The sequence below is a fragment of the Mesorhizobium sp. LMG 17147 genome, assembly GCF_024297145.1.
Lineage (GTDB): Bacteria > Pseudomonadota > Alphaproteobacteria > Rhizobiales > Rhizobiaceae > Mesorhizobium.
This window is the reverse complement of sequence record NZ_JANCTC010000011.1, coordinates 121,809-148,485: the sequence shown is the minus strand read 5'-3', so window position 1 is coordinate 148,485 and position 26,677 is coordinate 121,809. Positions and strand designations below refer to the sequence as shown.

Annotated in this window: 20 protein-coding genes; 6 read left to right on the top strand and 14 right to left on the bottom strand. The window is 58.7% G+C overall.

Translation table 11 applies throughout. The annotated features are described in order from the left end of the window. Positions 1–8 precede the first annotated feature (8 nt). The 5 genes from NMG46_RS20460 to NMG46_RS20440 form a co-directional block, all read right to left on the bottom strand. Positions 9–1,271 (bottom strand): polysaccharide biosynthesis/export family protein, encoded by a 1,263-nt coding sequence (locus tag NMG46_RS20460; RefSeq protein WP_254819385.1) that lies wholly within the window; start codon positions 1,269–1,271, stop codon positions 9–11. A gap of 81 nt (positions 1,272–1,352) precedes the next feature. Next, on the bottom strand, positions 1,353–2,357 hold the full coding sequence (locus tag NMG46_RS20455; protein ID WP_254819384.1) for an SDR family NAD(P)-dependent oxidoreductase: 1,005 nt from the start codon (positions 2,355–2,357) through the stop codon (positions 1,353–1,355). A gap of 73 nt (positions 2,358–2,430) precedes the next feature. Next, complete coding sequence (locus tag NMG46_RS20450; RefSeq protein ID WP_254819383.1) at positions 2,431–3,105, bottom strand: sugar transferase; 675 nt, start codon at positions 3,103–3,105, stop codon at positions 2,431–2,433. After that, complete coding sequence (locus NMG46_RS20445; RefSeq protein ID WP_254819382.1) at positions 3,102–4,238, bottom strand: DegT/DnrJ/EryC1/StrS aminotransferase family protein; 1,137 nt, start codon at positions 4,236–4,238, stop codon at positions 3,102–3,104. The genes NMG46_RS20450 and NMG46_RS20445 overlap by 4 nt, the downstream gene beginning before the upstream one ends. A 47-nt stretch (positions 4,239–4,285) precedes the next feature. Beyond that, on the bottom strand, positions 4,286–5,008 hold the full coding sequence (locus NMG46_RS20440) for a sugar phosphate nucleotidyltransferase (protein ID WP_023675619.1): 723 nt from the start codon (positions 5,006–5,008) through the stop codon (positions 4,286–4,288). A gap of 510 nt (positions 5,009–5,518) precedes the next feature. On the opposite strand from NMG46_RS20440, the gene NMG46_RS20435 reads away from it, so the two are divergent. Next, positions 5,519–6,196 carry a response regulator transcription factor gene (locus tag NMG46_RS20435; RefSeq protein WP_254819381.1) on the top strand — a complete coding sequence of 226 codons (678 nt, stop codon included), beginning with the start codon at positions 5,519–5,521 and terminating at the stop codon, positions 6,194–6,196. A 181-nt stretch (positions 6,197–6,377) separates the two neighbouring features. Here the strand turns inward: NMG46_RS20435 and NMG46_RS20430 are convergent, their stop codons facing one another. Beyond that, positions 6,378–8,117, bottom strand: coding sequence for a PAS domain S-box protein (locus NMG46_RS20430; RefSeq protein WP_254819380.1), 1,740 nt, complete (start codon positions 8,115–8,117; stop codon positions 6,378–6,380). A 286-nt stretch (positions 8,118–8,403) separates the two neighbouring features. Between NMG46_RS20430 and NMG46_RS20425 the strand changes: the two genes are divergently transcribed. Together NMG46_RS20425 and NMG46_RS20420 are read left to right on the top strand one after the other, a co-directional pair. After that, positions 8,404–9,114 carry a helix-turn-helix transcriptional regulator gene (locus tag NMG46_RS20425; RefSeq protein WP_254819379.1) on the top strand — a complete coding sequence of 237 codons (711 nt, stop codon included), beginning with the start codon at positions 8,404–8,406 and terminating at the stop codon, positions 9,112–9,114. Positions 9,115–9,358: 244 nt separating this feature from the next. Beyond that, the gene (locus tag NMG46_RS20420) at positions 9,359–10,495 is read left to right on the top strand and encodes an NAD-dependent epimerase (protein ID WP_254819398.1); all 1,137 of its coding nucleotides are present in this window, start codon (positions 9,359–9,361) and stop codon (positions 10,493–10,495) included. 125 nt (positions 10,496–10,620) lie between these two features. Here NMG46_RS20420 and NMG46_RS20415 read toward each other — a convergent pair whose 3' ends face one another. The 8 genes from NMG46_RS20415 to NMG46_RS20380 all read right to left on the bottom strand — a co-directional run bounded on the left by NMG46_RS20415 (position 10,621) and on the right by NMG46_RS20380 (position 21,854). Further along, on the bottom strand, positions 10,621–12,072 hold the full coding sequence (locus NMG46_RS20415) for a lipopolysaccharide biosynthesis protein (protein WP_254819378.1): 1,452 nt from the start codon (positions 12,070–12,072) through the stop codon (positions 10,621–10,623). Between the two features lie 122 nt (positions 12,073–12,194). Further along, a complete protein-coding gene (locus NMG46_RS20410; RefSeq protein ID WP_254819377.1) occupies positions 12,195–14,411 on the bottom strand; it encodes a GumC family protein in 2,217 nt (738 codons plus the stop codon). 1 nt (position 14,412) lies between these two features. Beyond that, positions 14,413–16,410, bottom strand: a complete 1,998-nt coding sequence (gene asnB / locus NMG46_RS20405) for an asparagine synthase (glutamine-hydrolyzing) (protein WP_254819376.1) — start codon at positions 16,408–16,410, stop codon at positions 14,413–14,415. Positions 16,411–16,414: 4 nt separating this feature from the next. Further along, complete coding sequence (locus NMG46_RS20400; protein WP_254819375.1) at positions 16,415–17,671, bottom strand: O-antigen ligase; 1,257 nt, start codon at positions 17,669–17,671, stop codon at positions 16,415–16,417. Continuing rightward, positions 17,668–18,891 (bottom strand): glycosyltransferase family 4 protein, encoded by a 1,224-nt coding sequence (locus NMG46_RS20395; RefSeq protein WP_254819374.1) that lies wholly within the window; start codon positions 18,889–18,891, stop codon positions 17,668–17,670. The genes NMG46_RS20400 and NMG46_RS20395 overlap by 4 nt, the downstream gene beginning before the upstream one ends. Before the next feature lie 342 nt (positions 18,892–19,233). Further along, entirely contained in the window at positions 19,234–19,467 is a 234-nt protein-coding gene (locus NMG46_RS20390; RefSeq protein WP_254819373.1) for a Trm112 family protein, read from the bottom strand. A gap of 291 nt (positions 19,468–19,758) precedes the next feature. Next, positions 19,759–21,042 carry a hypothetical protein gene (locus tag NMG46_RS20385; protein WP_254819372.1) on the bottom strand — a complete coding sequence of 428 codons (1,284 nt, stop codon included), beginning with the start codon at positions 21,040–21,042 and terminating at the stop codon, positions 19,759–19,761. 101 nt (positions 21,043–21,143) lie between these two features. Beyond that, positions 21,144–21,854: an AAA family ATPase gene (locus NMG46_RS20380; RefSeq protein ID WP_254819371.1), complete on the bottom strand. Its 711-nt coding sequence runs from the start codon at positions 21,852–21,854 to the stop codon at positions 21,144–21,146. A gap of 303 nt (positions 21,855–22,157) precedes the next feature. Between NMG46_RS20380 and NMG46_RS20375 the strand changes: the two genes are divergently transcribed. The 3 genes from NMG46_RS20375 to NMG46_RS20365 all read left to right on the top strand — a co-directional run bounded on the left by NMG46_RS20375 (position 22,158) and on the right by NMG46_RS20365 (position 26,573). Next, the gene (locus NMG46_RS20375) at positions 22,158–23,111 is read left to right on the top strand and encodes a class I SAM-dependent methyltransferase (RefSeq protein WP_254819370.1); all 954 of its coding nucleotides are present in this window, start codon (positions 22,158–22,160) and stop codon (positions 23,109–23,111) included. Positions 23,112–23,175: 64 nt separating this feature from the next. After that, positions 23,176–24,285, top strand: a complete 1,110-nt coding sequence (locus tag NMG46_RS20370; protein WP_254819369.1) for an acyltransferase — start codon at positions 23,176–23,178, stop codon at positions 24,283–24,285. 404 nt (positions 24,286–24,689) lie between these two features. Continuing rightward, positions 24,690–26,573 carry a calcium-binding protein gene (locus NMG46_RS20365; protein ID WP_254819368.1) on the top strand — a complete coding sequence of 628 codons (1,884 nt, stop codon included), beginning with the start codon at positions 24,690–24,692 and terminating at the stop codon, positions 26,571–26,573. Positions 26,574–26,677: the final 104 nt, after the last annotated feature.

Here is a 26,677-nt window from a genome sequence, read left to right as displayed (position 1 = left end):
CGGCCGATTCATCGGGTCGCCGCGTTTTCGAGAGCGCTGCTGAACCTGACCTCGATCGTGTCTCCCGGCATGACCTCGGTGTCTTCTTGGACAAGCTGTTTCCGCCATTCTTCGCCGAGCTTGCGAATGATCGTGACCTCGGCCTGGATCCTTTCGCCGGCAACCGGCAACGGCAGGGCGGCCGCTCCCGTGGGCTGCAACTTCTGGCTGGCGGCGCGAAGTCTTGCGCTGACGTCGGCAAGGCGCACGTTGGTATCCTTCAGCTCGGTCAGCAGACCGATCCTTCTTTGGTTGTCATTGCGTTCGCGCTGTCTGGCAAAATCCTCCTGCTGACGTCGTGCTCTCATAAGTTCAACCGAGGTTTCGAGTGCCCGGCTGGAAGAGAGCACCAAAGCGCGCCGGACGTCGGCGAGCCGGTTATTGGTTAGATTTCCCGACTCAAATGCTTTCCTTACGCGCGCCAGCTCGTCTTCGTCCGCCTTCACCCCATCCGCTTCGGCCCGCTCGCGCTCGAGCAAGGTCTCGCTTTGTGCTGCAGCATCCTTGCCACTTTTATCGAGAAAGCTCTGCTCTTTCTGGAAATTGTCCAACGAGAGCTTCAGCCCTTCTGCTTCGGCCTGCGCGATCGCCGACGCAAAACCTGCCGACAAGGGTGACCCTTGTGGTGGCTGCATGTCGAAAGTCGACTTACCCTGAAGTTCGGCGCGGAGACGGGCGCTGTGAAAATAGTCTCTCGTGTATTCCCCCCAAAGCGACTCATAATCGCGCCGCAGATCCACCGGATCGGGGCCAACCTGGTTTGCCCGGGACCGCAAAAGGCTGAAGCCACCTGACACGGCAATTGCCTGCCGCACGGTCATCAGCGGGCGATAGGCCTGCTGTCCGGGAGTGAGCACGTCGCCGGTCACATAGATCGGCCTGTACTCTGCAACCACGGCGGTCACGTCTGTCGGCTTGATGACGATCATTTGCTCCCGCCCGTCAGGCAGCCGCTGGTGGAATATCTTGGTTGGCAAGATCGTCTGCATGCGTGTCTGCAGTTCGGCCGGAGTGAGGCCGCCAACCGAAACCATCCCGACTTCGGGAAGCGCGATCGTGCCGTCCATCTGGACCACCGCACGTTGTGTCCGCTCAGAGATGGATGCAATTCCTATCTCGACGGTATCGCCGGCGGAAAGTCGATAAGCAGCCCGCGCTTCCGCTGCAGCCGCAGTTTCCATGGCGGCCAACATGCCGAGCATGACAAGAAGGATTCGACTAACGAGGACCATTGGCGGCAATCTCCTTCTGGTTCGAATCCGGCAATACCGCGGCCGCAATCAACAGCGGAGCCAATCCTCCCGGGCGAAAGCTCATGTCATGTAACCCATTTCGTGTCGCACCCGGCCTTCGCTGAGACGCCCTTGCCACCATCCGATGGTCCGCTCCAAGCCTTCGCGCAGGCTGGTCTGGGCACGCCATCCAGTCTTGCTTTCGAGGAGCGAAGAATCGGCCAGCAAGGCACGCACCTCGGAATTCTGCGGCCGCAGGCGGCGCTCGTCGCGGTGAATTGGTTTCTTGCAGCCACTCAGTTCGATCACCAGATCCAATATGTCCGAGATCGTCACAGCGCGCTGGCTTCCGGCGTTGTAGGCATGGCCAAATTCGAGGTCGGCCGAACCTGCGGTCAAAAACGCCGCCGCGGTGTCTTCCACGAAAGTAAGGTCGCGGATCGGGCTTGTGTCTCCCACCATGATCGCCGGGCATTTTTTGTCGAGAGCCTGGCGTATAATGGTCGGTACGATGGCCCGCTCACTCTGGCGCGGGCCGTACGTATTGAAGGGCCGCATGATGACCACGGGGATGTCGAACGATCTGGCGTAGGACTCCGCCATCATGTCCGCGCCGATCTTGGATGCCGAATATGGTGACTGTCCCTGCAACGGGTGGGATTCGCTGATAGGCATTGTCAGCGCGGTGCCGTAAACCTCGCTCGTCGAAGTGTGCACTACGCGCTCCGTCTCCCATTGGCGCGCCGCTTCGAGAACATTGACCGTGCCCAGGATGTTGGTCTCCACATAGGACTGGGCAGCGGCATACGAATACGGGATAGCTATCAGTGCGGCGAGATGAAACACGACCGCCTGGCCACGCACGATCCGGTTAAGGAACGCGCTGTCGCGAACATCGCCGCGGATGAGATTCAACTGGCTTCGTATGGTGTCGGGCAAATCGTCCAGCCAGCCGTGGCTGTCGAAGGAATTGTAGAGTGCCAGAGCGGTGACGTCGGCGCCGCTGCGGACGAGTGCTTCGGTGAGATGCGAACCGATGAACCCGTCGGCGCCCGTAACCAGAACTTTCCTGCCCTTGTATGCCATGACCCAGGCGTTCCCCCTATGACGTGAGGCACTGACTTTGCAATCCACGAGAGCGCGGACGTCCCACCTGCTCTCAAGTTCCGATCGGCGGCGGCGAAACGACGCCAAGCACCGCCAGCAGGCCGCGCACCATCCAGACGACATCGGAGCCGATCGTGCGCTGCGGATAATAGGAAAGGTCGAGCCTGGCTTTGGCAGGAAACAGAACCTGACGATAGAACAGTAGCGGGTCCACAGATCGCGGATAGAAACGCGCTTCATGCCGGAAGAGAACCTGGGCTGGACCCAGCAAGCCTGGCTTGTATTGTAAAACGTCTTCGAAGCCCCCGCGAAAACAATCGGCGAAGGCCAGGCTCTCCGGGCGCGGCCCGACGATTGCCATCTCGCCCCTGAAGACGTTCCAAAGCTGCGGCAGCTCGTCGAACTTGGTGACGGCGAGGAACCGTCCTACCGGCGTCATGCGGCTGTCATCGGCCATGGTCAGCGCCAAGCCACCGGGATCGCATTTTACGCTGAACTTGCGGAACTTGTACATGCGGAATGGGCGAGCACCGGCCCCGACGCGGGTCTGCGTAAAGAAGATGGGCCGACCGCCTTCCAGCAGCAGCGCCACGGCAATCAGCAGCATCAGCGGGGCGAAGACGATCGCCGCGGCTGCAGCAATGACGAGATCGATTGCTCGCCTCGCAGACCCATGGGCGGCGCTCGAGACGTTAGACCGGTGAATGGCTAGGTCCAGGGCATTCATGCGGCTGTTCCTGTCTGAGCGCAATTATTGACCGCCGCGGCAAGAGCGACGACTACCGATTCGACCAATGGCGCGGTGATCTGCGGATGCAGCGGTACAGTCAGTTCGCGCTGCGCGAAATCTTCAGTGCGCGGTAAGTGAGTACCGGGGATAAGCTCACGATAGAGCGTCATCTGGTGCACCGGCGGGTAGTGGATAGTGGTTTGTATCCCTTGCCCGCGCAGTGCGTCGATGACGTCTTGCCTGTCGGCGTAACGTGGCAAAAGGATAGGCATGATGTGGTAGGCCGACGTCCGCGGCTCGTGGAACGGGATGGTCACGGCCGGACAATGCTTGGCTATGAGACGGCGATACAGCATGACCAGGATACGCCTGATCTCATTCCACTCCTGCAGATTTTGCAGCTGGACCAGTCCTATCGCAGCCCGCAATTCGTCCATGCGATAGTTGAATCCGAGCATGGTGACATCATACTGAGGGGTGCGGCTGTTCAGCCTTTGACGTGTCCCGGTGGTCATGCCATGTCCACGCGCCTGGCGGATTGTCTCGAGCAGACCGGCATCCCTGGCGATCACAGCCCCGCCTTCCGCCGTGGTCATGTTCTTGTTGCCGTAGAAGCTGAAGGCGGCCGCGGCACCAAATGTCCCCACCTCCTTCAAGCCCGGCGCATGCGCCGCGTCCTCGACGATGTGCAGCCCCCGGGCACGGGCGAACCTCTGCCATTGTTCCCGATCGGCGAGGTAGCCGGCGAAATGAACGAGAATGATTGCCTTGGTGCGGGCCGTGCATTTTGCTTCGGCTTCCACGATCGACATCAGCGGCACGTCGGCTGACTCGATGTCGACGAAAACCGGCGTCGCACCGACATAAAGGACCGCATTTGCGGTCGCCACGAACGTCAAGGATGGCACCAGCACCTCGTCGCCCGGGCCGATGCCAAGTGCGTGCAAAATGAGATGAAGCGCTGCGGTGCAAGAACTGACCGCGACGCAATCCTCCGCATCATGAACGTCGGCAAAAGCTTGTTCGAAGGCTCGTACCTGCTCCCCCATCGTCAGCCAGCCGCTGTCGATGACCTTGGTCAAAGCAGTCTTTTCCGGCACACCCAGGATCGGGGCACTGACCAAGAGCATCACAACCTCCTAGACTGATAATTGTGGGAACCGAGCTCGTGACTTCATCATGCAGCCGTCGCGGTGACCTCGATCGAGGCCGACTGGTCTTCCCAGGAAATGGTCTGTGCGTTCTGGAAGTCGTCGACGCGCCCGATATCGAGCCAGAGACCCTCATGCTTGTACACGTGCACGGTTGTGCCGTTCTGCATCATCTGCAACATCAGGTCGTCGAATCCAAAGGGTATGCCGGATGGGATAAACTGCAGAACGTCCGGATTCATGCAGTAAATTCCCATGCTGACCAGATGCGAGAGGGTCGGCTTCTCGCGAAAGACCTGCACGGTATTGTCGACTTCGTCGATGACGCCGAAATCCATCTTGATCAGACGACAGGCTGTTGCGATCGTCACCGGATCGGTGTGCTTACGGTGCGCTGCTACAAATCGACTGAGGCTTAGATCCGTAAGGACGTCGCCATTGAGAACGATAAATGGCTCCGTCAGTTCATCCCTGATCAAAGACAGTGGCCCGATGGTGCCAAGCGGCTCCATCTCCTGCGTATATCGAATTTTCAGGTTCCACTGCGAGCCATCTCCACACACGGTGCGGATCAAGTGGCCGAGATACCCGGTTGTAATATAGACTTCCTGAATACCGTTGCGTCGCAACCATTTCAGAAGCATCTCGAGAACCGGCCGTGCGCCGATCGGCATGAGCGGCTTCGGCAAGACCGAAGTGAAGGGGCGGAGGCGTGTTCCCATTCCTCCACATTGAATCACCGCTTTCATCCTGGTCCTCCCTTGTTCATTCGGCCTGAACGCTATCGTCACGGGCCGGCTATCCTGCCTTGGTCAGCACCCGGGAAACACGTTCTTTGCCCCTCCGAAGAACCGGTGAGATTTCCCGTAGAAGCCGGTGAGATTTCCCCACCGATCCCTGATCCGGACATTGCATCTGGATGGTATGTGGCCGTCGGGGTGGATGTCGTCGTGCATTCGAATGGTAACAATTCGGCCGTTTTGCTGTTCTATATCTTTGGATCTATGGCAGTGCTGAACGACCAGCCGGTCTGTCAGCTTTCCAAAAGGTCAGAACGTATGTTCGACGACGTTCGGCGGGTTCGCTCACAAAGGGCAAAAAAAAGAGGAGCGTTTCCCGTTATTTAAGATTATATTAGAAATTCGGCGTTTGTGGTGTTGGGGGTGCCGCGGCGTCGGCTGGATGAATCGACGAGTGAATGGCTACGACTTCAGGCCCATCACCGTTCAATCCATTCAGATACGCGTTGGGGTAGTTCAATGTATCGAATCGTCATCGCCGACGATCACGGCTTGTATCGTCGCGGCTTGCGATTGGCACTGACCGCAGGCATTCCAGGTGTAGAGATATTTGAAGCGTCTTGTTTCGACGCGGTGCTCAGTTTGTTGGCGGAGCAATCGTTCGTGGATCTCGCGATCCTGGACCTGAATATGCCAGGCCTGTTCAATCAAGAAGTGCTCGGCGGGATCCTGTCTGCCTATCCGGACACGCGATTTGCGATCGTTTCCGGAAACGATTCACGCTCGGAAATACTCACGGCTCTGTCGATCGGGCTTCACGGCTACATCGTAAAATCGCAGACGGACGAAGAGGTTGTTTTGGCCGTCAATGAAATCCTCTCCGGCCGCATCTATGTCCCTGCACTTCTGTCGCGCCCGGCAGCGACGCAAACAACCCACGCGCATACCCATTCCGACGATAAAGGCCCACAGAGGCGTACCGCAGGCGTCAACCTTGGCAGGCTGACTTCGAGGCAAAAGGAAGTCCTCAAGCTGATGGCGGAAGGCTATTCAAACAAGGAAATTGCGCGCGATCTGGAAATCGCAGAGGCGACCACGAAAATCCACGCAGCTGCGGTTCTGCGTGAATTGGGGGTACGCAATCGGACCGAAGCTGCCGTTATGCTGAAGACTTGGCTTTCGAGACATGCCAGCTAGAGCGCCGCGCGTCCTTTTGGACGTGCAACGGCATCCCATGACTCCTCATGCATATTACTGCATATTCCAAAGCCGCGGCGCAGCTTTGGGCCAACGACATTCTTTGAAAGAACACTGCCCATCTCAAAGGCAGCTCAGCGCCACCCGCCTTTAGATATCGGCTTCCGATTGTAGCACTCCACTAAAATCCGATTTCCTTGCGCGACAGCCGCAGCGAATACCGCAACCCTTGGTCCGATATTTCCAACCTGGGAGAGTGACCGACAAGCGGCGCTCCATCCACTCCGATTATCATCGAACCGAAGCCATGACGGACTACACTCGAGGTCCGCCGCCGCCCCGATTCCACCCACTCGAACACGATATCGCTGCCTGTGTCTTCAGTTGCGAACGTCCAGCTTACGTCGATCCGGCCTTTTGAATCGCCAAGCGCTCCGTATTTCATGGAATTGGTGGCAAGCTCGTGAACGATCATTGCAAAACTCTCGGCGGCGCCTCCCGATATCGCCACGGACGGACCGCTGACCGATATGGCGCGTGTTCCCATATAAGGGTGCAACTCTTGCGCAACGAGATCGTTTATCGCCCCCGATACGCTGCCGTTGCGTGAAAGAAGCAAATGGGTTGCCTCGAGCGCCCGTATCCGATCGATCAGCATTTCCTTGTATTTGGCGACGTTGTTTCCGGGAACATCGACCATCTTCACGAGCGCCGTGATCACCGCGAAAACATTGCCGAATCTATGACGCTGTTCGAGCATCATGCGCTCCCGCTTCTTTGCCGCGGCGCGCAGCAGCGTGGTTTGTCGTCTCTCGCTCAGGTCGGCAGCCACTCCAAGCCGCTGTCCACCATCATCATGTCTTTCCTCCCTTCCGCGCAGCGCAACCCAGCGGATATGTCCGTCCGGTCGGCGGACACGTATCTCAACATCGTAATTCGTGACCGATGGTGCGGCCTTTCTCGATGCCGCCAGCTTTGGCCAGTCCGCCGGATGGACGACAGCTGACAGTTCCTCCAAACTGCGGCTATTGGCCTGGGCCAGGCCGAGAATGTCCCAGAACGTGTCCGACCCCGTGACTGTCCCGTCTTTAAGGTCGATGCGCCACGTGCCCAAGCGTCCAGCAGACAGAGCGAGGTCCAGCCATTCCTTCTGAGCCCGAAGCGCTTCGTGAACAGCGCGTCGTTCCGAAATATCGTCGACCACCACGAAGATGCTCTCCGAGAGTCCCCCCTTGGGCACGGACGAAGAAAGCGTTAGCCGAGCCCAGAATGCCATACCGTCCTTTCTTAACAGACGGACCTCGGAAACGAACGAAGAGATGTCATTGCCCAGCCTCGCCAACAATTGCGCCAAGGTATGCCGGTCGTTCGGATGGGCGAGCGTATCGAGCCGCAATTGGGCAAGCTCCTCCTCCTTGTACCCGGTCATCTCGCAAAGGCGTTTGTTGGACTGCAGCAACTCACCTTTGTCGTTGGTGTTCGCGAATCCCAGGGCAGCACGTTCGAAGGCCCAACGATAGCGGCTTTCTGTCGCTTCGACAGCAGCTAGCCTGGCCTCCGCGACTTCCAGCAACTCACGCAAGTCCTGCCGAAGGCGATGGAACGTCATGGCAATTACCCCGCCCGAAACCAGAAGCAGGATTGCGCGTGCCCAATCTCCATTTGAAATGTGATCGTGTCCTCGCGCCCACAGGCCGACAGTCACCATCAGAATGGTCGCAGCGAGCGCCGCCATGCGGTCTTCGAGATAGGCGATAATAATAATAGCCGGAATAAATTCCAGAAAACTGGCGCCTTGCCCAATATAGGCTGACGATTTTATTTCAAATATCAGTGTGGCAGCTAACACCGATGCGGAGGCAATATGAGTTAGCAATCTGCCCGACGGGTTCGAATTCGACCTGCGCGACTGCGATCTCATGGACACAGACTACAACCTTCTGATTAGCCCGTCGAGACTAGAGCAAAAAACGTACAGCTTAGTACCACTGCCGGATTGCCATACCGCTATCATAGCGCGCATTTTATCGGACGCAGCGGGGCCTAAGAGCTGCCTTAGAACTGTCGGATCATATTAAGTTTTCAAGGTGGTGATGAACGTATTATCCGTCAGCGCATAGAAGACTAGAATCCAGCGACACATAGAAGACTACATGAATCCCGAATACTTATTTCGGGCGTGTGAAACTTTGGGTTAGGGGTAGAAAATGAATCTGATCGATAGACAGGTCAATGCTTCTTCGAGCAATCGGTACATTGCTACGAGGACCAGGTATGATTTTGAAGCGCGGAATACGCGGCCCTCTTCTGGTCACCTTGCCGATCGCGCATCGGATCTATTGGACGCAAGGTTCGGCGAACAAAAAGGCCGCAGTCTGGAATCCATAACCGGCGTGCTTGATCGCATTGGCTGTGGCTATCTCGTGCTGAATCGCGAGAGAAAGGTAGTCGAGTGGAACGCAGCCGCCCAAACCACGCTTGAGCGCCAGGGCGAAGCGGTCGACACGGCGAGCGAGCTTACGACCGCCCTAAGGCGGCTGATCGCAAATGTTCCGGGTCAATTCCTGCCGGGCTCACTATCCTGGGTGGTGATCCGCAGCAGAGGCGACCGTCCGGTGATTCTGAACGAGAACGGCGTTATCGCTCCCGACGGAACGAGCATTGTGGCGTTGCTGGATCGGGATAACAGATCTGGGCCAAATCCTCGCACGTTGCAAAGAATGTTTGGCCTGACGAGCGCAGAAACGCACCTCGCCTTGCGCCTGGCTCAGGGCGACGCTCCTTTGGAGATCGCTCGCAGCTGGCGCCTCAGCCGAACCACGATCCGTTCCCAGCTTGCCTCGCTGTTCGCCAAGACCGAAACAAAACGCCAAGCTGAACTGGTGGCCCTTCTTGGGCGTATTTCGGTCCTGCCGTAAGGCCGGCCACTTGGATCCAATCGCCGGACGTCGGCATCCGCCCGGGATTCAAACTATGCAAGTTGGCGTGTCATGACTTGGCAGGTCATGCGCTGCATTGCGCACTCCACTAGGTTCGATGCGCCAGCGTAAACATCGAAAGCCGCAATCCCGGACCGGCCATTCGGTACTGTCGAACGGATTCGAAAGGCGACAAGTGGACAACGATCTATGCAGCGATTCTGTCCTTGTCGCAGCGGAGAAGATGGAAATCGCTCGATCCCGTTCGGATCGCGCGGTGAAGAAACTTGCACGGACAGGACCAATCGTCGTCACCGGCGCCGCAGGCTTCATTGGTTTTCACGTGGCCTCACGGCTTTTGCGTCTTGGTGTCAAAGTCGTGGGCGTCGACAATTTCACGCCCTATTACGATCTGCGGCTCAAGGAAGCGCGGTTTGCACGCCTCTGCAGCGAGGCGAAGTTCACGCCGGTACGAATGGATCTGGCGGATGCCGCGCGCGTTCAGTTGCTGTTTTCAAACGTTCGCCCCTCACACCTTGTCCATCTGGCGGCTCAGGCCGGCGTGCGTCATTCACTTGTCGACCCGCACGCCTATGTGCAATCGAACATAGTGGCGTTTCTCAACGTCCTTGAGGGCTGCCGGCATCATGGCATCAGCCATCTCGTCTACGCCTCTTCGAGCTCCGTCTACGGTTTGAATCGAACCATACCGTTTTCCGAAAACCACGGCGCCGATCATCCCGTCAGCTTCTACGCCGCCACCAAGCGTTCGAATGAATTCATGGCGCATTCGTACAGCCATTTGTTCGGCCTGCCCGTGACCGGACTGCGCTTCTTCACCGTTTATGGCCCTTGGGGCAGGCCCGACATGGCCGTCTACTTGTTCACGCGCGCGATCGTCGAGAGCAAACCAATTGAAGTAGCCAATGCCGGCCGCGTGTGGCGAGATTTCACCTATATCGACGATATCGCTGAGGGCGTGGTTCGAGCACTTGCTACACCGCCGCAGGCAGATCCGAATTGGGACCCTTGCACCGCCGACCCTGCCACAAGTTCCGCGCCGTATCGCGTCTACAATATCGGCAACGACCGGCCCGAGGAGATCAACCGGCTGATTTCGATCATCGAGACCGCTCTTGGCAGCCGGGCAGTTCGCGTGGATGTGCCGTTGCCGCCCGGCGACGTTCTGGAGACGCGCGCCGACGTCAGCGATCTTCGCCAGGCCGTCGGCTTCGCCCCGGCAACACCGCTAGAGGAAGGAGTGCGACGCTTTGTCGAATGGTACCGGGACTTTCATGGAACGGATGCCGCGGCCAGCATACGGCAACAGACGTTGGTGAATGAGGCCACCGTGGAGGCCGCGGGCCCTGTCGGGCGATGATCTGCCACTCGGCGCGTAACGCGTCGGCCACAAAGCCGCACTCGCCAGCCTCTATCCGACACAACCCTGGACTCGAAATCCCTGAACGCTGATGCCGTCGCGTATCGGGGCGCGACGGTCTCAAATCAGCGCAGGAACCAATGTCGCCGCTGGCCCTCGACTGCGTGCGTTCTGAACGATGTTAGCGCAAAGATCAGCCCAGGGATAATTTTCAGCCGTTTGCTGATGTAGATCGACATCGCCACATTCCAAATCGCCAACGCAAGCGCGAGGCCCACTGCGGCGCCCGGCGCGCCGTAGAGCGCAATTCCTGTGGCACAGCCTATGACACTCGCCGCAGCGCCGACGATCATGGTTGCCGCTGCTGCCCATTCGTTTCCGGTCATCATCAAGAGGAGCATCTGGGGTCCGCACAGCGCGACAAAGACATATCCGAGAATGAGTATCCGCGCGACGGGTGCCGCGGTACTGAAATCCCCGCCGAACCAGCTCAACAGAGGTTCAATAATCGCAAGCATCGGGATGGCCATCGTTAGGGCCCCACCAGAGGAAAGTAGGGCGGCCCGTGAAAACAGCTGCTGCAGAGCCAGCCGATCGCCTCGGGCATGAAGGGCAGCCGCTGTCGGCGCAAACATCGTAGAGACGGCAACCAGGGAAAGGCTCACAAGCAAGGCGACGTTCAATCCCAATGCGAAAATGCCTGCTTCGCGAATGTGATGCGTCCAGCCCAGCACCATGACTCCGGCCCGGCTGATGAAAACATCGAGCCCAGCCATGAGCATCATTGGCGGAACCGCGGACCACCATTCCCGCGACTCGTCGCCTGGCTGAACCTGCCGCAAGCCAGGCGGCTGAAATTTTGTCGCCATGACGAACACTAGGCCGACCGTGATGGCCGAACTTGCCAGCACCGCCTGCATCACCAAGGGTGCGTTGGGGGTCCATGATCCGGATAAGACTGCCATTCCCAGCAAAGTCAACAAGAGGCCGTCGCGCACTATGCGTTCCGGCAGGAGGGCCGAGACACCGCCGCCGAAAGCACGAACAAGTGTTGCGCCCAAAGCGTAGGCGGTGACCAAAGGCACTGCTGCCATGCCTAGCAGCTGGCTGATTTGAAGCTCCTTGTGAGAAGGATCTGAAAAGAAAAAGATCAAGGCGGCGCCAACGATGCCGAATAGTGTCGCCGCCGCCAGCGACCTCTGCAGAGCAAACCTGATTACGCCGTGCACCAGGTCAAGCCGCCCTTTGGCAGTGTAGGCGGAGACGAAACGCAACAAGGATACATGGAAACCAAGCGTTGCAAGATAGGCAAGCACCGAGGTCCAGGCCAGAACATAGGAGTAGATGCCATAGCTGGTGGAGCCAACGATGCGCGCAATCAATAACTGCGCCAAGCTGGTCAAGCCCGCACCCCCGATATAGACCAAAAGAGCGAAGATGCTGGCATAGCCGAGACCCCGGCCCGTGTCCTCCTTGTGCGGCAAAACCATATTCGTTGGAGCAACGGAGGCCGTAGGGAAGCGGGCGAGCTTCGGATCGCTGAAATCGTCGATGTCTTTTGCGCCGGCATCGCGCATTTCATCGCCTTGATCGCCTTTGGCCGCGGACCCTGCCCCGGACTGCGAGATCGTCGATACTATCTTCCGCTCGACAGGCCGAATGCGGTGGCGGTCGTTACGCGGAACCCCGCATGTGACACTCATGATGTTCTCTCGAGCAAGAGATCCGCGCTATCCCCAAACCGATAGCCGGCGTGTTTCCTAAGATTGACCTGCGTGAGAACGCTACCTACCGGGACCTGAGCCGTCTCGTCCTCCGTCAGCAACTGCAGAACACCACGCGCGATGCTGCGACGCGTCCTGGCCCAGTGAACAGCGAAAAGAACCGCGTCAGCCCAGCCCGTCAGTAGCCTGGCCTCAGGTCCTCCAAGTCCCAGCGGTCCATTTATGATGACGATGCTGTACATCGAGCGCAGCTCATCTGTGACCAGGGACCCGTCGATCGTGGACAGTTGCGGCAGCAGATCCTCTGATGGTGCGAGTGCCATGAAGTCGATTCCAATTTCAGGCATTCCCGTGACCACGTCGTGCAGGGGACAACGGTCGCTCATATAGTCTCCAAAGGATTTATGCGGCCTGAACGCACCGAATTCATTCAGAAACTCGTTCGTGAGGCGGGCGCCGGTGCCATCAAGATCGAGAAAAAGCACTCGTCCCCCAAGTCGGGTGGCTGCCAAGGCGAGGCTCCATGCGAGCTCGGTCTTGCCATCATGCCGGACGCTGGACGTGACGAGGATGACGTGCGACGCACGGCCTCTCGCTTTGTTGAGAGCCACAGTGACAAGGAGAGAAGTGACGGCTCGGCTGTAGCTGCAGTTTTGCTGGCCGAGAACCAGCTGCTGTAGTCGTTTCGCGTGTATTGTGGGCGCTTCCGGTATCAGCCCCAGGCACGGAACCCGGAGCGCGGCTTCAGCTTCGGCCCCGCCGCGCAAGGTCTGATTGAGACGGCTGCGGACCAAGACGAAGACCCCGCCAATGAGGCCAAACACGATCATGCCGGGCGGAATAAGAAAGATGGGCGGCAGGGTTTTTGGACTCGTTGGCGGCCATGCCACTGAAAGGATCGAGACCCCGGGCAAGGGAGTTGCGATGCGCTGCACCAGATCCTGTTGTTGGGTGAGAAGCTGGTTGTATCGCTGCGTCAGGATGCTGACCTGCGGCTCGAGCGCACGCAAGCCGGAAAGCCGGCCGGCTGTGTCGGCCACCACCGCATCGAGTACATTCTTACGGCCCTCCAGAGCAGCGATCTGGGCACGGTAGATGTCCCCCTCCGCCGCAATGCGAGCAGTGCCTTGTTCGATCTCGCCGTTGATCGCAGTGCTAAGGCCCGCATCCGCATTGTCGTTGGCTTGGCGGGCCGCCATGTCGGCCAATACCGGAGACCCGATCGCTTCGGCGAGCGCCGCGACCGATGCTCCTTCCTCTCGCAAAGCCTTGATGTGCTGAAGGCGAGATTCCGTCGCTGAGAGATCCGCTTTCGACAAGGATATCTGCCGACTAAGTTCGGCTGTCTCCTTGGCAGCGTTATCCGCCGCACCTTGATCGACCGCGCCGTGGCTCAGTCGATACTTTTCCAGGCGGTCGGTCGCTTTCGCCAGGTCGCTTTGTACGACCGGCAGGCTGGCGGCGATCGAGGCGAGTTCCAGCCTGTCTGACGCCCTGCGTTTCTGTGCGAGATCGTCGATGTATACTTGAACGAACGTATTGGCCACCAGGGCGGCTCGCGCCGGATCGTCGTCGGCGAAGCCGACGGTGATCACCCTTGATCTCAGTTCCTGTCCAACCCTCATGCCCTTCCGCAATGCCTTGAGTTCGGCTGCATCGGCCGCCTCCGGCCCGCCCTGCGGCCAAATCCTTTCTAGCAGACCAGCTGCGAAGGTGCGTATGTTCTGCAGGTTGCCGCCTACCGGGGCGGCGCGGGAATTTCCGACATCACCTTGCTCAGCAATGTTGCCGATCTTTGTCTCGCGTAGGGCTGCCACCACGCGACGCAGATGCCCCTGCGAAGAGAGCATGGTTAAATGGTCATCAATGCTCGCATCCAGCATCTCCTGAGCAGAATCCGCACCTCCGGGAGCCGCGTTCCTGCCAGGAGCATCGACAATCACCTGGGCGGTCGCCTCGAACAGGACAGGACGCACAAAACCCGCAAGCCCAGCCAACACTCCGCCCAAAATCACCATTGCAAGCAGAAACCATTTTCTCCTCGCGATGGTAATGAGGAGCTGATGGAAGGGCGTCTGCGCGTCGAGCTGTTCGTGCAGGAACGGCCTCATGCGCGGATTGATCTCGCGCGTCGGCACGTGCATTTCAGTGGCGCGCGGAAGGTGAATTCGGCTGACTATGGAACCTTCCATCTCATACTCCTGTCAGTTCGAGCGCTGTGGACATGCCCGTTGCCGGCCCCGCGGACAGCCCGGCCTCGTTGCGCCAGGCCTGGAACATCAACGCGGGCCACAAATCGCGAGAATGATCCTGTCTTCCGTCAAGATGGTCGCGCCAGCAGGTTTCGACCTTCGCAATATCGAAGATTTCATCTCCGGAGAGGCGTATATCGGCGACTAGATCGCTGGCCCAGATGCGCAACGGGCCGCTCAGCCAGAGTGCTATGGGAACATCGAAACCCTGCTTCGGCCGGTCGATCAGCCGTTGCGGAACATAGCGGCTAAGCAGCTGACGAAGAAGCCACTTGCCTTTGCCATTGCGGACCTTCGCATGTGCCGGCAGCCGCCAGGCGAATTCGACAACCCGATGGTCGAGAAGCGGGCACCGGCCTTCGAGGCTATTGGCCATGCTGGCGCGGTCCAACTTCACCAATATATCGTCGGGCAGGTAACCGGCCATGTCGTCGTACAAGAGGCGGGACAGCAGGCCATCAAGCCGGGGGGACCCTTGAATTGATGTGGGCGGCGTGTGGAGTGCGAGGCTCCCGGTCGATGCTCCGGTCAGCTGTCGATGCAATTCGTCCTCATCTGGCGCAGCGAGCAGCCGAGCGAGGCGATGCAGCCGGTCGCTGCGCAGCGCGTGCCGTCCACTCGCCGAAAGCGGCAGCTTGCCGACGAAATCGTGACGCGCTGCGCGGGCCAGCAATCCGACCCCTGCAGCAAGTGCGTGACGCAGCGGCGACGGCAGCGCATGCTGTCGTTTCAACCGCGCAGCCATGAAATGACGGGCGTAACCGGCGAAGCATTCATCGCCACCGTCGCCTGATAGGGCCACCGTAACGTGCTGGCGAGCGAGCCGCGCCACGAGCAAAGTCGGTATCTGCGATTCATCGGCGAACGGCTCATCCCAGATCCGCGGCAGTTCCGGAATGACTTCACGCGCAGCGGCTGCGGAAAGGTGGAGTTCAGTATGATCGGTGCCCAAGTGCCGCGCGACCTCCGCCGCGTAGGGAGCCTCATCAAACCCGCCTTCTCCGAAAGCGATCGTGAATGTGCGCACCGGTTTTGTCGATTGGGCCTGCATCAGCGCCACAACCGTGGAGCTGTCGAGGCCACCAGACAGAAAGGCGCCCAGCGGCACATCGGCTATCATGCGTTCCCGGACGGCAAGTCGAAGCAGGTCGTCGAGTCTATCGGTCAGTTCTTCGTCGGTACCGGCGATTGGATTCTGTCGACCGTTCGCGGCGACTTCAGGCAGCGACCACCAGTGTCGGGCGCGCTGCGAAAGGGATGCGGCGCTGCGCGCCTCGGCAAAATCCGCCGCCGTCACAGACAGGACCGAGCCCGGAGGTAGCTTGAACACGCCTCGCCAGATGCAACAGTTACCCGGTACCCATCCTTTCGAAAGCATTGTCGCGGCCGCGTCGAGATCGAGCTCCTGACAGAAACCTGGAAAACGATGGATTGCTTTCAACTCGGAGGCAAAAACGAGCGCATCGCGCGTTGCAGCAACATAGAGCGGCTTCTTGCCAATTCGGTCGCGGGCGAGATGGAGGGTCCTGGTCTTTAGATCCCACAATCCAAATGCGAACATGCCAGCGAGGCGCGTGAGTGCGGTGTCGAGACCCCAACTCTCGATTGCGCACAGCATCACTTCGGTATCGCTGGCGCCACGGAACCGATGGCCAGCGTCTTCAAGCTCACGGCGCAGCTCGCGGAAATTGTAGATCTCGCCGTTGAAGGTAATGACATATCGGCCACTTGCCGAATGCATCGGCTGGCGTCCTGCTTCGGATAGATCGACTATTGCCAAACGCCTGTGGCCGAAGGCAATGCCGGCTTCGCGATTGATCCAGAAGCCTTCGCCATCAGGCCCACGGTGACGAAGGGCCGTCGTCATCTGGCCAATTGCCCTGAGTGGCTTGATGTTGGCGGCATCGGGTGCAAGGAGAATTCCGGTAATCCCACACATGCCATCACCTCAGGTCGCTAGAGGTTGCCGAAATCGTTCGCGGCGTTCCGGCAACAAGGCAAATGGTAAGCGCAAACCACACGATTGGATGGCGGATGATCAGATGTGGCATTCCGAAGATGACGATCGACACCACCAGCACGAACAGGGCATCGAGCTTCGCACGCCATGCGCATAAAGCCGCCGCCCCGACAATCCAGGCCAGCGCCAGGACCGCAACCAAACCACCTTGAGTGTACAGATCGAGAATCGTGTTGTGAGCCTCGAAAGGCCGGGGCAGAAATTGGCTGTAGGAAATGGGCGGGCGCTCCAGATGCGGGCCAGGACCAAGGCCCAGGGATCCTGACGTTAGGCCCTTGCCCAACGCATCTCCCCAGAGATGGATTCGAAGTGCAGCGGTTTCGGTGGTCGCTTCGCCGCCCTTGTCCTTGGTAAGACTCAAGGCGAACTGTTCGACGCTGCCCACCTCCGTGACAATGTAAGGCGTCATCGAGATGGCCAACGGAAGGAAGCCAATCATCAGCAGGAGGGTAACTTGCCGGGACAGGCTGACCTTGCCGTCACCGGCTGCGAGCCATGTCCGAACCCGCAGCCCAAGAAATATCAGGCCGACCAGAACCGTTGTGTAAAGATACGTGTCACTCTTCGTCAGCCTTCCGACATAGATGGTCAGGATAAGGCTGCTGAGCCCGGCCAACCTCGCCCACGGGTTGCCTGTAGTCGTCGCAAGATGCAAGGCGAGCGGACCAAGGAGTGCGCAATAGAGCGCGAGCTGGTTGGGGTTCTCGGACCAGCCTCGGAAGCGATCCCAGTACCAGGGATCGACGCCGGATTGGTGGATCCAACCCCATCCAAGTGCCACCTGAACAATAAAGCATGCATTCGCAATAGCGACCACCCACCAGGCGGTACTGCGCAGACGGCGATCCGCGTCGGGCTCCGCGGCGGCTAGGCAGGTGACGCAGATCAGCAGCAGGTAGGCCACCACATCGTGCATCACCACTGACAGATACAGTACCGTGGTCAGGTAGCCGACGATGGTGCCAATACTCAGAGCGAGCGTGATGATCAGCCAGAAGCCCGCAACGCGGATCAGGGCGGGCCTGACGACCAATTGACCGCCGGCGAGCACCCGCCCGATCGACAGCATGATCCAAAGCGCGAGAAACAATTCGCCATAGCCGAAGGGCAAGCCCGGAACTGAGAGCTGCGCCGCATACGACATGGCAACGCCGCAGGCCAGGATCGCGTCCCGGATCATCGGCGCGCTCCGCCCGATCCGCGGTTTGCAGCAGGCTCTTCAAGCAACACCGGCGATGCCGGTCGAGCGAAGCCGCCCCGGGATCTGGCACTAAGGACATTGTCGTAGAGATCGCAATATTGCTCGACCACCCAAGGCAGCGAGAACTGCGTCCGGACGAGCTCGACAGAGCGAGCGCCCATGGTCCGTCCTTTCCGGCGGTCGGACAGGACCTCTATAATTCGAGAGGCAAGGCCGTTCGCATCGTGCGGGGGGACGAGATGGCCGTTCCATCCGTCCTCGACCACCTCATTGCAACCAGGCATCATCGAGGCGACGATAGGCAATCCCGCGAGCCCTGCCTCCAGCAGCACGCGCGGAATCCCTTCTCGGTATTGTGTTGGAAAGGCGAACAGATCGGCCATGCCAAGAAGGGCAGGAACGTCGCGTCGTGGACCCAAGGCGATGACATGCGGCACATGTCGATCGATCTCAGCCTTGTCCACTGCAAATGGGCCCTCGGATTCCAATGGGCCGACAAGCACGAAACGGGCATTGGGCCTTTCCGACAGGATGCGAGGGACTGCCTTGAGGAGTGTCAGGATGCCTTTCTGGCGCGTTAGCCGGCCGACAAAAATTACGATCTCGGCGGATTGGAGCCCAAGCTGTTCGCGCATTTTCATCGCCGACGGGGCAAGATGCCTTGCCAGGGCGAACGCATCGACGTCGATTCCAGAACTGCGGATCAGTCGTCCGCTGCCGCGTCCGATCAGTCGGTAGCGTTCAAAGAATGCCTGATCGTCCCGATTCTGGAACACCGTAGCCGCCGTCCATAACGACGAAAGCCATTGCAGTCCGCAAAAGATTGGGCGCAGGGTAAGGGCGCGCGGTTCCAGGGACGAGAACGTCCAGCCCAGACCGTTGATGGTGCGCACGACTGGAACGCTTCCGCGCACCGCAAGTGGCGTCACCAGGTTGGGCTTGGTGTCGAAGCTTTGGATTATGTCCGGCCGGAGTTCCGCCATCAGCTTTCGAATGGATCTGATGGCGGCCCATTCTCCGCTGCTGCTGGTAAATCGGTCGAAACCGTAGCTGCGATGCGGAATGCCATGCCGCAGGAATGCGGCGTCACCGCCGCTCGACACCGCAGTAACACGGAATCCCTTCTCTCGCAGCGACATCAAGAACGGAATTCGCAGGGCATGATCCTCGCCTCCGACACACACCAGATGCGGATTCATCCTGCGTCTCCTGACCGTTCGCTGTAGCCCGATCGCGCGAAGTGGCCGGCCCTTGAATTTGCTTTCATGGTGTTGGTTTCGCTACCCATCTCGCCCAAGGTCACGGTAGGGGCAGGTCTTGCCACTGTCCTCGTCTGTTTAAATGACGCAAACCCTGTCCCGGCAGCGGGCCGCCGTATCCAGCCGGTTCAGGTCGCCGCGCGTTGCATCAAACATCAAAGAGGTCGGCACTGCCCGGGTGCCGAGCGCAGTGGTCCGCAGACAACCGGCTCGCGCTCCACGGCACACTTCCTGTCATTGCTGGCTGTCGTCGGAAAGCCGCCTACTTTAGCGCGGTTCCCATCACCGTCTGGATGCGCGAAGTTTGACCACGCGGGAGGTGATCGTCCGTGCCTCCGAGGCTAGCAGGATTGGAATGCCGTCGCGAACCGGATAGGCAAGTCCTGCGCTCTTCGAAACGAGTTCATCGCGATCCGAATCCCAGGCAAGTGAGCCCTTGGTCATTGGACATACCAACCATTCCAACAACTCAGGGTTGAAAGAGGCATTCCCTTCGGCCCGCTTATCCGTATCCATCTGCTATTCCTTTCTCGGCCGTGACATGAACAGTGAGCTCCGGCGCGAGCGCCTTGGCGATCCAAGCCGTCACCCAACGTCATCGCTGTAGTTCGTAGGATTCCGGCAGTGTCATAAGCCTTGCAAACTGCACAATCACGCTAGGTGCAGGCTTGGCCACTGTCGTCGTCCGTTTGAATGAATCGACATCGGACGGAGCCGTATGGCGGCGAAGTTGCACGTGAGGCGTCAAAAAGCGTGAATGGAGCAAGCACGATCGGCGATATCGCCATAGGCGACCGGAAGGTTTCGTTATTGAAGACCGCTCGCGGCTAATGCTCTCGAGCCAGTGTCTGATCCTTCCGGCCAGTCAATACGGGCGACGAAATCGTAAACCGGGCCGCCGGGTACTCCCCAATTGCTAGACCAGATCACCTGTGAACCGTCCGGGGACGGCGAGGCGTGGGTCTCACTCCAGTAGTCGAATGGAACGTTCTTCGTCTGCACGATGCGCCGGACCTCTCCGCTGCCGTCGATGCGCAACGCGATGACTTCCCGCGCATACGGCGCCCAAGCCGGATATTTCGATACTTCGTCCGGATTGCCCGAATAGGTAAGGAACACCCAACCGGGCCTGTCTAGCGACCTGAGCGATGCATGCTGTGCTTCACCATATCTCATGAGCGAGGTGACTTTCCCATCTGACAGCCTTCGCTTGATCACCTGGAATATGTCTGGATCGGACTTACTGATCCCCACATAGATTTCGCTGCCGTCGGCATCGACGGTCATGTCGCCATGGCCAGGCCGATGATGCTCAGTCCATTTCTGGCGCAGAACGCCGTCGACAGAAAAGATGAACGTCTGCTCAGTGTCGTCTTTCAGGTTCTGAATGCATAAGATGTTGACGCCCAACGGCGAGATTGAGCAGGAGTTGTTGGCCCCGACAAGCTGTGCGAGATCGATTTCCGGAAATTTCCGCCGCTGTTTGAGATCGTAGGCAAAGACGACCGCTTTGCCGTCCCGGCGAACCGCGCGTACGGCAATACGGCTGCCATCACGGCTTGGATTACCTTTGTTTGGCCCGAACTGGAGATTGCTACTGTCAGTCGAAACAAACAGGACCTCCTCATGATTGGTGCGTGGCGCCCAGGTCGAGATTTTCCGACCACCGACGCAGATCATCAGGTCGGGATCGCGAGGATGCCATTCGCATTCGGTCGATCGATCACGGCGAAAAAGCGGGGCGTAGGTGCGCCCATCCAGGAAGCATAAGCCGCCGCAGCCGTTGCTGATGACAAGAAGGCTCTGATCCGAATTCCAGGCCTGGGCGCTCGAATAGCGGTGGCTGCAATATTTGCTCCCGCATGCGATGCCGGCGCCGAGGATTCCGGGTTTGGTTATCCGGGTAAAAGTTGTGCCAAATGCCGCATCCTTCGCGGCGTGCAGGTAATCCGGCAGGTCCATGGCTACCGGCGCGACGAACTTTGTCGATGCGACGTCCTCTCCACTCACCGCCCCGTGGATAACTATGGATATCACGCTGACAGCAGCTAACGTCAACGCCAAGGCAGTCTGGTAGCGAGAAAAGGGCATGTCATGTCAACTCGCGCGGTTCCTTTTCAATAATTCGATTTTCCATATTATTTTCCATATTATTGGATATCTTCTTGTCGACGCTTCAAAAACCCATCCCTCTAAGCTTCAACTCTTTTAAATTTCGCCCGCGCCGCACCGAACTTGTCGATTACTCCACGCGCTATCATTTCTGTGGCGGCTGTGAGTCCGTTCGAATCTAAACTTTCGACGCAAGTTGTTGGCACCGGAAACGATCCAAGTTGTTCCCCAATGAGATTAACGTGGTCAATATGATCAAGACTGCTCTGCAGATCGACTTCGAGGAATTTCTGAATGATACCGAGGTTACGCCGGCGTTCCTTCAGACGGACCTCTAGAATTTCCCTTGGCGCCTGCAATCGGACAAGCAGATCCGGTTTGGGTAGAAGCTCGAGCGCGCGCGACACCCTTTCACGATCCGTTATGCCGCTGAACAAAACCAGTGAACATACGAATTGCACCATACCCTGGTCAAAAATTGAGATCTTGTCATTGGACGCGATTGCCGCGCGCCAAGCTTGAAGAAGGGCTTCAAGATGCCAGTTCAGGCGAGCCGCCCACAGCTCATTCTTGGGTGGAAGAATCTTAAGCACTTCTGCACCGAGAGAACGCTGTCCGATCCACTTTGAATGCAAGCCGGAGACCAGTTTGAAGGCAGCCCTTCTAACCGGATGTCGGCGGTCACCGGTCTGCAAAACAACACAGTAGCCCTGATCTCGCAAAACGTGCACCAGCTCGGAAGCTAACGTCGTCTTACCAGCACCGGACGGCCCAAATAGCTCCAAGATCATCTTTCAATCCAGACTGAGGGAAGCCTACTGGCAGTGACGTCATGTCCATTTGCTGAAGCGAACGCCCATCTCTTCCTGGGATGTCTAGCCGACGAGCTAGGAATCCGCGCCATCCGTATGAATGACGGTGTGGTCACGTTAAGATATCGACGAATGCCAAAATCGTGAACGGAAGGAGTGCGTTTCGGTCACTATCCTTCCGGACTGCCTACCGTCCGTTTACCGTTCCGTCTCCGAGAAGGTTGTGCAGTAGCCGTATTCCCCAGCACACTTCCGCGAGGGCGCGGCAGTCATGAGTTCGGCATGTCTCATCCGTTCGAGGGATGCGAGACGCCCAGCCTTCTGGAAACCTTCTGTGATGGACGCAGCCAACTGGCCGTTTATCCCCTCTTGGTCGGCTATCCAATGAACGTGTCGGACAAAAATCTTCGATCTCATCTGCAGGAGAAATCGTATGAAAGCAGGCATATGAGCGAGAACCTCGAGCCACATCAGACGGCAGCGGCAAATACGGCTATACCTGCCAATTACAACGCCAAGGTCGCGGCAGTCGCGGCCTATGAGCTCCCGACAAAACAGAGATATCAAGATCCGAGTTTTGCAAGCTGGTACCTGAACGGCTATGCAGGCCGGTTGAAGCTGTCCACCGTTGCGTCATACGTCATTGCGCGACGGGAGCAACGCTGCATCGCCAAGGCGCTGGAGAGGTGCAGCCCGCCTCCATCTCAGGTGCTCGATATCCCATGCGGAACCGGGAAGCTGGCCGGCGTGCTCGGCCAGCATAATTGTCGGGTGCTGGCTGCAGACATTTCAATGGAAATGATGGCCTTGGCTAAATCAGCGTATGAAGGTCAATCCGGATTTCGGGGATTCATCCGATGTGACGTGACGCAGCTGCCGTTCGCCGACGAAAGCTTTGATACGGTGGTCTGCCTTCGTCTCATTCACCTTATCCCGCCACATCTCAGGCGCGACATTATCATTGAGCTCGCGCGCGTTGCCAGCCGTCGCCTGATCGTATCCTACGGCCTTGGCACCCGCCTCCAGAGAATACGGCTAAGGCTGCGCAAGATGATCACCGGAAGGATGTCGGCGCCTCATCCCGTCAATATCACCGTTGCACGACAGGATTTCGCGGCGGCGGGGCTAAAGCTGGTACGCTCTATTAGCGTCCTGCGGTTCCTGTCCTGCGAGCAGCTGTTCGTACTTGAGAAGGTAAAGGCTTGGCCTGCCGCCGGTTTGCATTCTTCGCGTTAGCACTGGTATTGCGGATCAGGCCGCTGATGGTTGTCAAAAGCTGAGACGGCTGCGGGAGGTAGCTGTGGAACCGGCAGGCAAGGCCATTCCGGCGCGCATGGCATCACTCGACCTGCTGCGCCTGGCTGCAGCCCTCGCGGTCGTGCTCTATCATTATCTTTTTGGCGGCGCGATCGCCGGAAGTCTCGATGTGGAATATCCTGCCGCAGCACCTTACGCCATCTATGGTTATCTCGGCGTCAATCTGTTTTTCCTGATCAGCGGTTTCGTCATCGCGTGGTCGGCCGAAGGTCGAACGTGGCAAGAATTCGCGGTCGCCCGCTTCGCCCGGCTTTATCCCGGATTCCTCGTCTGCATGACCGCGACGTTTGTTTTTCTCGTCGTCGCCAAAGACCAGCGTTTCCCGACTGATGTTGCAACCTATATAGCCAATGTCACCATGTTCGCCCGCCTCTTCGGCAGACCATCCATGGATGGCGCCTATTGGTCGATCATGCTCGAGATCCTGTTCTACGGCTGGGTTGCAGTGCTGATCTTTGCAGGTGCCTTTCAGCGCTGGAAAATACCCATCGCTGCCATTTGGCTCGCAATTTCGGCAAGCAACGAGTTATTCTTTGGAAACATGGCGATACGCATTCTCTTTATTACAAACTATGCGCCTTTGTTTGCCGCCGGCATCCTGGCGGAAGACATGGTTGCAAGGGGTCGTTCGCCAGCTGCGTTCCTGCTTCTTGCCGTCGCGTTCCTGGTGTCTTGCCAGACCATAATGTTCTCTCACAACTGGATGCAGGAGCACTTTGGCGCAGCCATTTCGTATCCGGCCCTCCTCGCTGCCAATATAGTGGTCTACGGAGTCTTCGCTGGCGCGATACTGCTCCGCTCCATGATTGCTCCATCCAAGACCGTTATGATGCTCGGAGGGTTGACTTATCCGCTGTATCTTTTGCATCAGTACATTGGCTATATTTCGCTTAACGCACTGGCGCCGCATGTCGGCAAGGACGCCGCATTCGTCGCTGTATTGGCCGGGGTCCTCCTTGCCTCTTTTCTCGTCTGGCGCTTTATCGAGACGCCGGTACGCAAGCCGCTCGTCCGCGCCCTGATGTCCGGCATATATCGCCTTGCACCAGCCTCCCAGCCAATCCGGCCAACCTCTTCCGCACGAACATCATGATCGCAAGCTCTCGGCGGGCGTCCCAGAAAGATTCGCGTTAATCGCCAAACACCGGAGCATCTGGGGCTTGGCACGGCTGTACGGCACACTGGATGCGTCCCGCTTCCGATTTCGTTGACGGCTCAGCCGATACCTCAGCACCTGGCATGACGAGCCCTTCTTCAGGATAGACCGGAGCTTCAAGAGCGGCGATGCGCGCCCCAAATAGCGCACGCCAGGTCCGACACATGGCTCGAGACTCTCTTGCGACCTGACACCCATCGAAGGGCTTGTCGGCGAGAACGTCGCGATGTGTGTATCAACTTACGATCAAAGATTCTCACACCGGGTGCCGGTATGTGATTTGGCGCTAATATACGCTGTCTGTAGGTAGGGCGTTGTCGAAACAGAAAAAGGAATATTGGATGACAACTCTGCATTACACGTCAGGCGGATCCGGCACGGAAATTGCGCAAGCCGGATTCAACCTGGCTGACGTTTCATCCGTTGACCAACTCAATGCGCTGCCGGACGGTATGAAAGGCTTGGTCTATCTGAACGAAACCGACGGAGTAACCCAATCGTTTATCGACAAGGTCACGCCCTTCATCGGCAATCCGAAGCTGTTCGGATTCTTCCTTGTCGACGAGCCGGATCCCACCGGCCAATGGGGCACTTACGCCTCCGCTGCGAATCTGAAGGCAGAATCCGACTGGATTCATTCCAATGTGCCGGACGCCAAGACCTATATCACGATGATGAGCTTGGGAACGTCGGCGAATCCGGATTTTTCGGGCACGTACAATCCCGCCAATACCGGTATCGATTACTACGGCATAGATGTCTATCCTGTCCGCACGGATGGCGCGGTCGACTACAACATGATCGACAAATTCGTCGCCGCCGCTCAGGCATCGGGCATCCCGACGAGCAAGATCATTCCAGGCTACCAAACGTTTGGCGGTGGCGACTATAACACCGACATGGGTGGCAAATATGTCGTGCCCACCGCCGCCCAGATGGAAACCATGATGGACCATTGGTCCAAGCTGGTTCCGTCACCCGCCTTCGACTACGCGTATGCCTGGGGTTCGCAGCGAGGCGACACCGCGCTTGAGAGCTCCCCGGAACTGCAGGCTGTTTTCCGGCAACACAATCTCAGCACCGCCGGGACTGCTCCTTCCGAAGCTGCGGCCACCGATCCCATTTCTACGGCGACGGTCCCTTCCGAGGCCACCACCGGCGATAGCACCTCGACTGTCACCGCTCCTTCCGAAGCCACTTCCAGCGGCAGCACCTCGACTGCCACCGCCCCTTCCGAAGCCACCTCGAGCGGCGGCACCTCGACTGCCACCTCCCCTACCGAGGCTACCTCCAGCAGCAGCACCTCGACTGCCACCGCCCCTTCCGAAGCCACCACCGGCGGCACCTCGACTGCCACCTCCCCTACCGAGGCCACCTCCAGCAGCAGCACCTCGACTGCCACCGCCCCTTCCGAAGCCACCGCCGGCGATAGCAATCATGGCAAGACCATGCTTTCGCACCTCCTCGCCGGCAACGGCAGTTCGACTGCTACCGCCGCCTCCGGCGCTACCACCAGCGATAGCAGTCATAGCAAGACCGCGCTGTCACACCTCCTCGCCAGCGACGGCAGTTCGACTGGTACCGCCGCCTCCGGCGCCACCACCAGCGATGGGGGTCAAGGCAAGACCGCGCTTTCCCAACTCCTCGCTGGCAACAGCGCCACCGCCAGCGATGGCAGTCATGGCAAGACCGTGCTTTCTCACCTGCTCGCCAGCGACGGCAGTTCGACTGACACTACCCACGATAATGCCGGCGACAAGGTAAGTGAGGGCAGCAGCGTTGACCGCATATTGGCCTCGTTGAGCCATTCTCTTTCGGCCGGCTCGGAGCTTCTCCCGACGACCAACGATCCGTCCGCCACAACGGCAACCAACCTGACCGGCCATGGGTTCGCCCAGACCGTGCAGAGCGGTGAAAATGTCGGGGCCCAGGCAAAGAACGGCGCCGCCGCCGAGATCATGTCGGGTCACGGAGGCAACGATGCCTTCGACTTCAGCAAGCTTCAGGACAAGCTCCACCTCGATCAAGCCGCTCTTACCGAGCTTAAGTCGGGCGGGCTTTCGTTGCATGCGTCTCCTGCTGGTACGGCCACGGATGATGGTTCCCATCACATCATCTTTGACAGCTCAACCGGGTCGCTCTCTCTCGACAGCGACGCGGCGGGCGGCGCAGCTCAAGCGCAGCTCGCCACCCATCTCCCGTTGCAGCATCACTCTTTGATCTGAAAACCAGAGCGGCGGACCTTCAACTCGAGCGTGTCCGCCGCTCCGTCCTTGTTCAATTGCGCCACGGAAGCTTGATCAAGGAAGATATGATATCGGCTGACATC

What these genes read in the sequence shown, in the direction of transcription:
- asnB (WP_254819376.1), bottom strand. Translation starts at nt 16,410, where the DNA reads ATGTGTGGGATTACCGGAATTCTCCTTGCACCCGATGCCGCCAACATC.
- NMG46_RS20410 (WP_254819377.1), bottom strand. Translation starts at nt 14,411, where the DNA reads ATGGAAGGTTCCATAGTCAGCCGAATTCACCTTCCGCGCGCCACTGAA.
- NMG46_RS20440 (WP_023675619.1), bottom strand. Translation starts at nt 5,008, where the DNA reads ATGAAAGCGGTGATTCAATGTGGAGGAATGGGAACACGCCTCCGCCCC.
- NMG46_RS20385 (WP_254819372.1), bottom strand. Translation starts at nt 21,042, where the DNA reads ATGCCCTTTTCTCGCTACCAGACTGCCTTGGCGTTGACGTTAGCTGCT.
- NMG46_RS20365 (WP_254819368.1), top strand. Translation starts at nt 24,690, where the DNA reads ATGACAACTCTGCATTACACGTCAGGCGGATCCGGCACGGAAATTGCG.
- NMG46_RS20400 (WP_254819375.1), bottom strand. Translation starts at nt 17,671, where the DNA reads ATGATCCGGGACGCGATCCTGGCCTGCGGCGTTGCCATGTCGTATGCG.
- NMG46_RS20430 (WP_254819380.1), bottom strand. Translation starts at nt 8,117, where the DNA reads ATGAGATCGCAGTCGCGCAGGTCGAATTCGAACCCGTCGGGCAGATTG.
- NMG46_RS20375 (WP_254819370.1), top strand. Translation starts at nt 22,158, where the DNA reads ATGTCTCATCCGTTCGAGGGATGCGAGACGCCCAGCCTTCTGGAAACC.
- NMG46_RS20445 (WP_254819382.1), bottom strand. Translation starts at nt 4,238, where the DNA reads ATGCTCTTGGTCAGTGCCCCGATCCTGGGTGTGCCGGAAAAGACTGCT.
- NMG46_RS20425 (WP_254819379.1), top strand. Translation starts at nt 8,404, where the DNA reads ATGAATCTGATCGATAGACAGGTCAATGCTTCTTCGAGCAATCGGTAC.
- NMG46_RS20450 (WP_254819383.1), bottom strand. Translation starts at nt 3,105, where the DNA reads ATGAATGCCCTGGACCTAGCCATTCACCGGTCTAACGTCTCGAGCGCC.
- NMG46_RS20390 (WP_254819373.1), bottom strand. Translation starts at nt 19,467, where the DNA reads ATGGATACGGATAAGCGGGCCGAAGGGAATGCCTCTTTCAACCCTGAG.
- NMG46_RS20460 (WP_254819385.1), bottom strand. Translation starts at nt 1,271, where the DNA reads ATGGTCCTCGTTAGTCGAATCCTTCTTGTCATGCTCGGCATGTTGGCC.
- NMG46_RS20395 (WP_254819374.1), bottom strand. Translation starts at nt 18,891, where the DNA reads ATGAATCCGCATCTGGTGTGTGTCGGAGGCGAGGATCATGCCCTGCGA.
- NMG46_RS20380 (WP_254819371.1), bottom strand. Translation starts at nt 21,854, where the DNA reads ATGATCTTGGAGCTATTTGGGCCGTCCGGTGCTGGTAAGACGACGTTA.
- NMG46_RS20435 (WP_254819381.1), top strand. Translation starts at nt 5,519, where the DNA reads ATGTATCGAATCGTCATCGCCGACGATCACGGCTTGTATCGTCGCGGC.
- NMG46_RS20420 (WP_254819398.1), top strand. Translation starts at nt 9,359, where the DNA reads ATGGAAATCGCTCGATCCCGTTCGGATCGCGCGGTGAAGAAACTTGCA.
- NMG46_RS20415 (WP_254819378.1), bottom strand. Translation starts at nt 12,072, where the DNA reads ATGCGCGATGCCGGCGCAAAAGACATCGACGATTTCAGCGATCCGAAG.
- NMG46_RS20455 (WP_254819384.1), bottom strand. Translation starts at nt 2,357, where the DNA reads ATGGCATACAAGGGCAGGAAAGTTCTGGTTACGGGCGCCGACGGGTTC.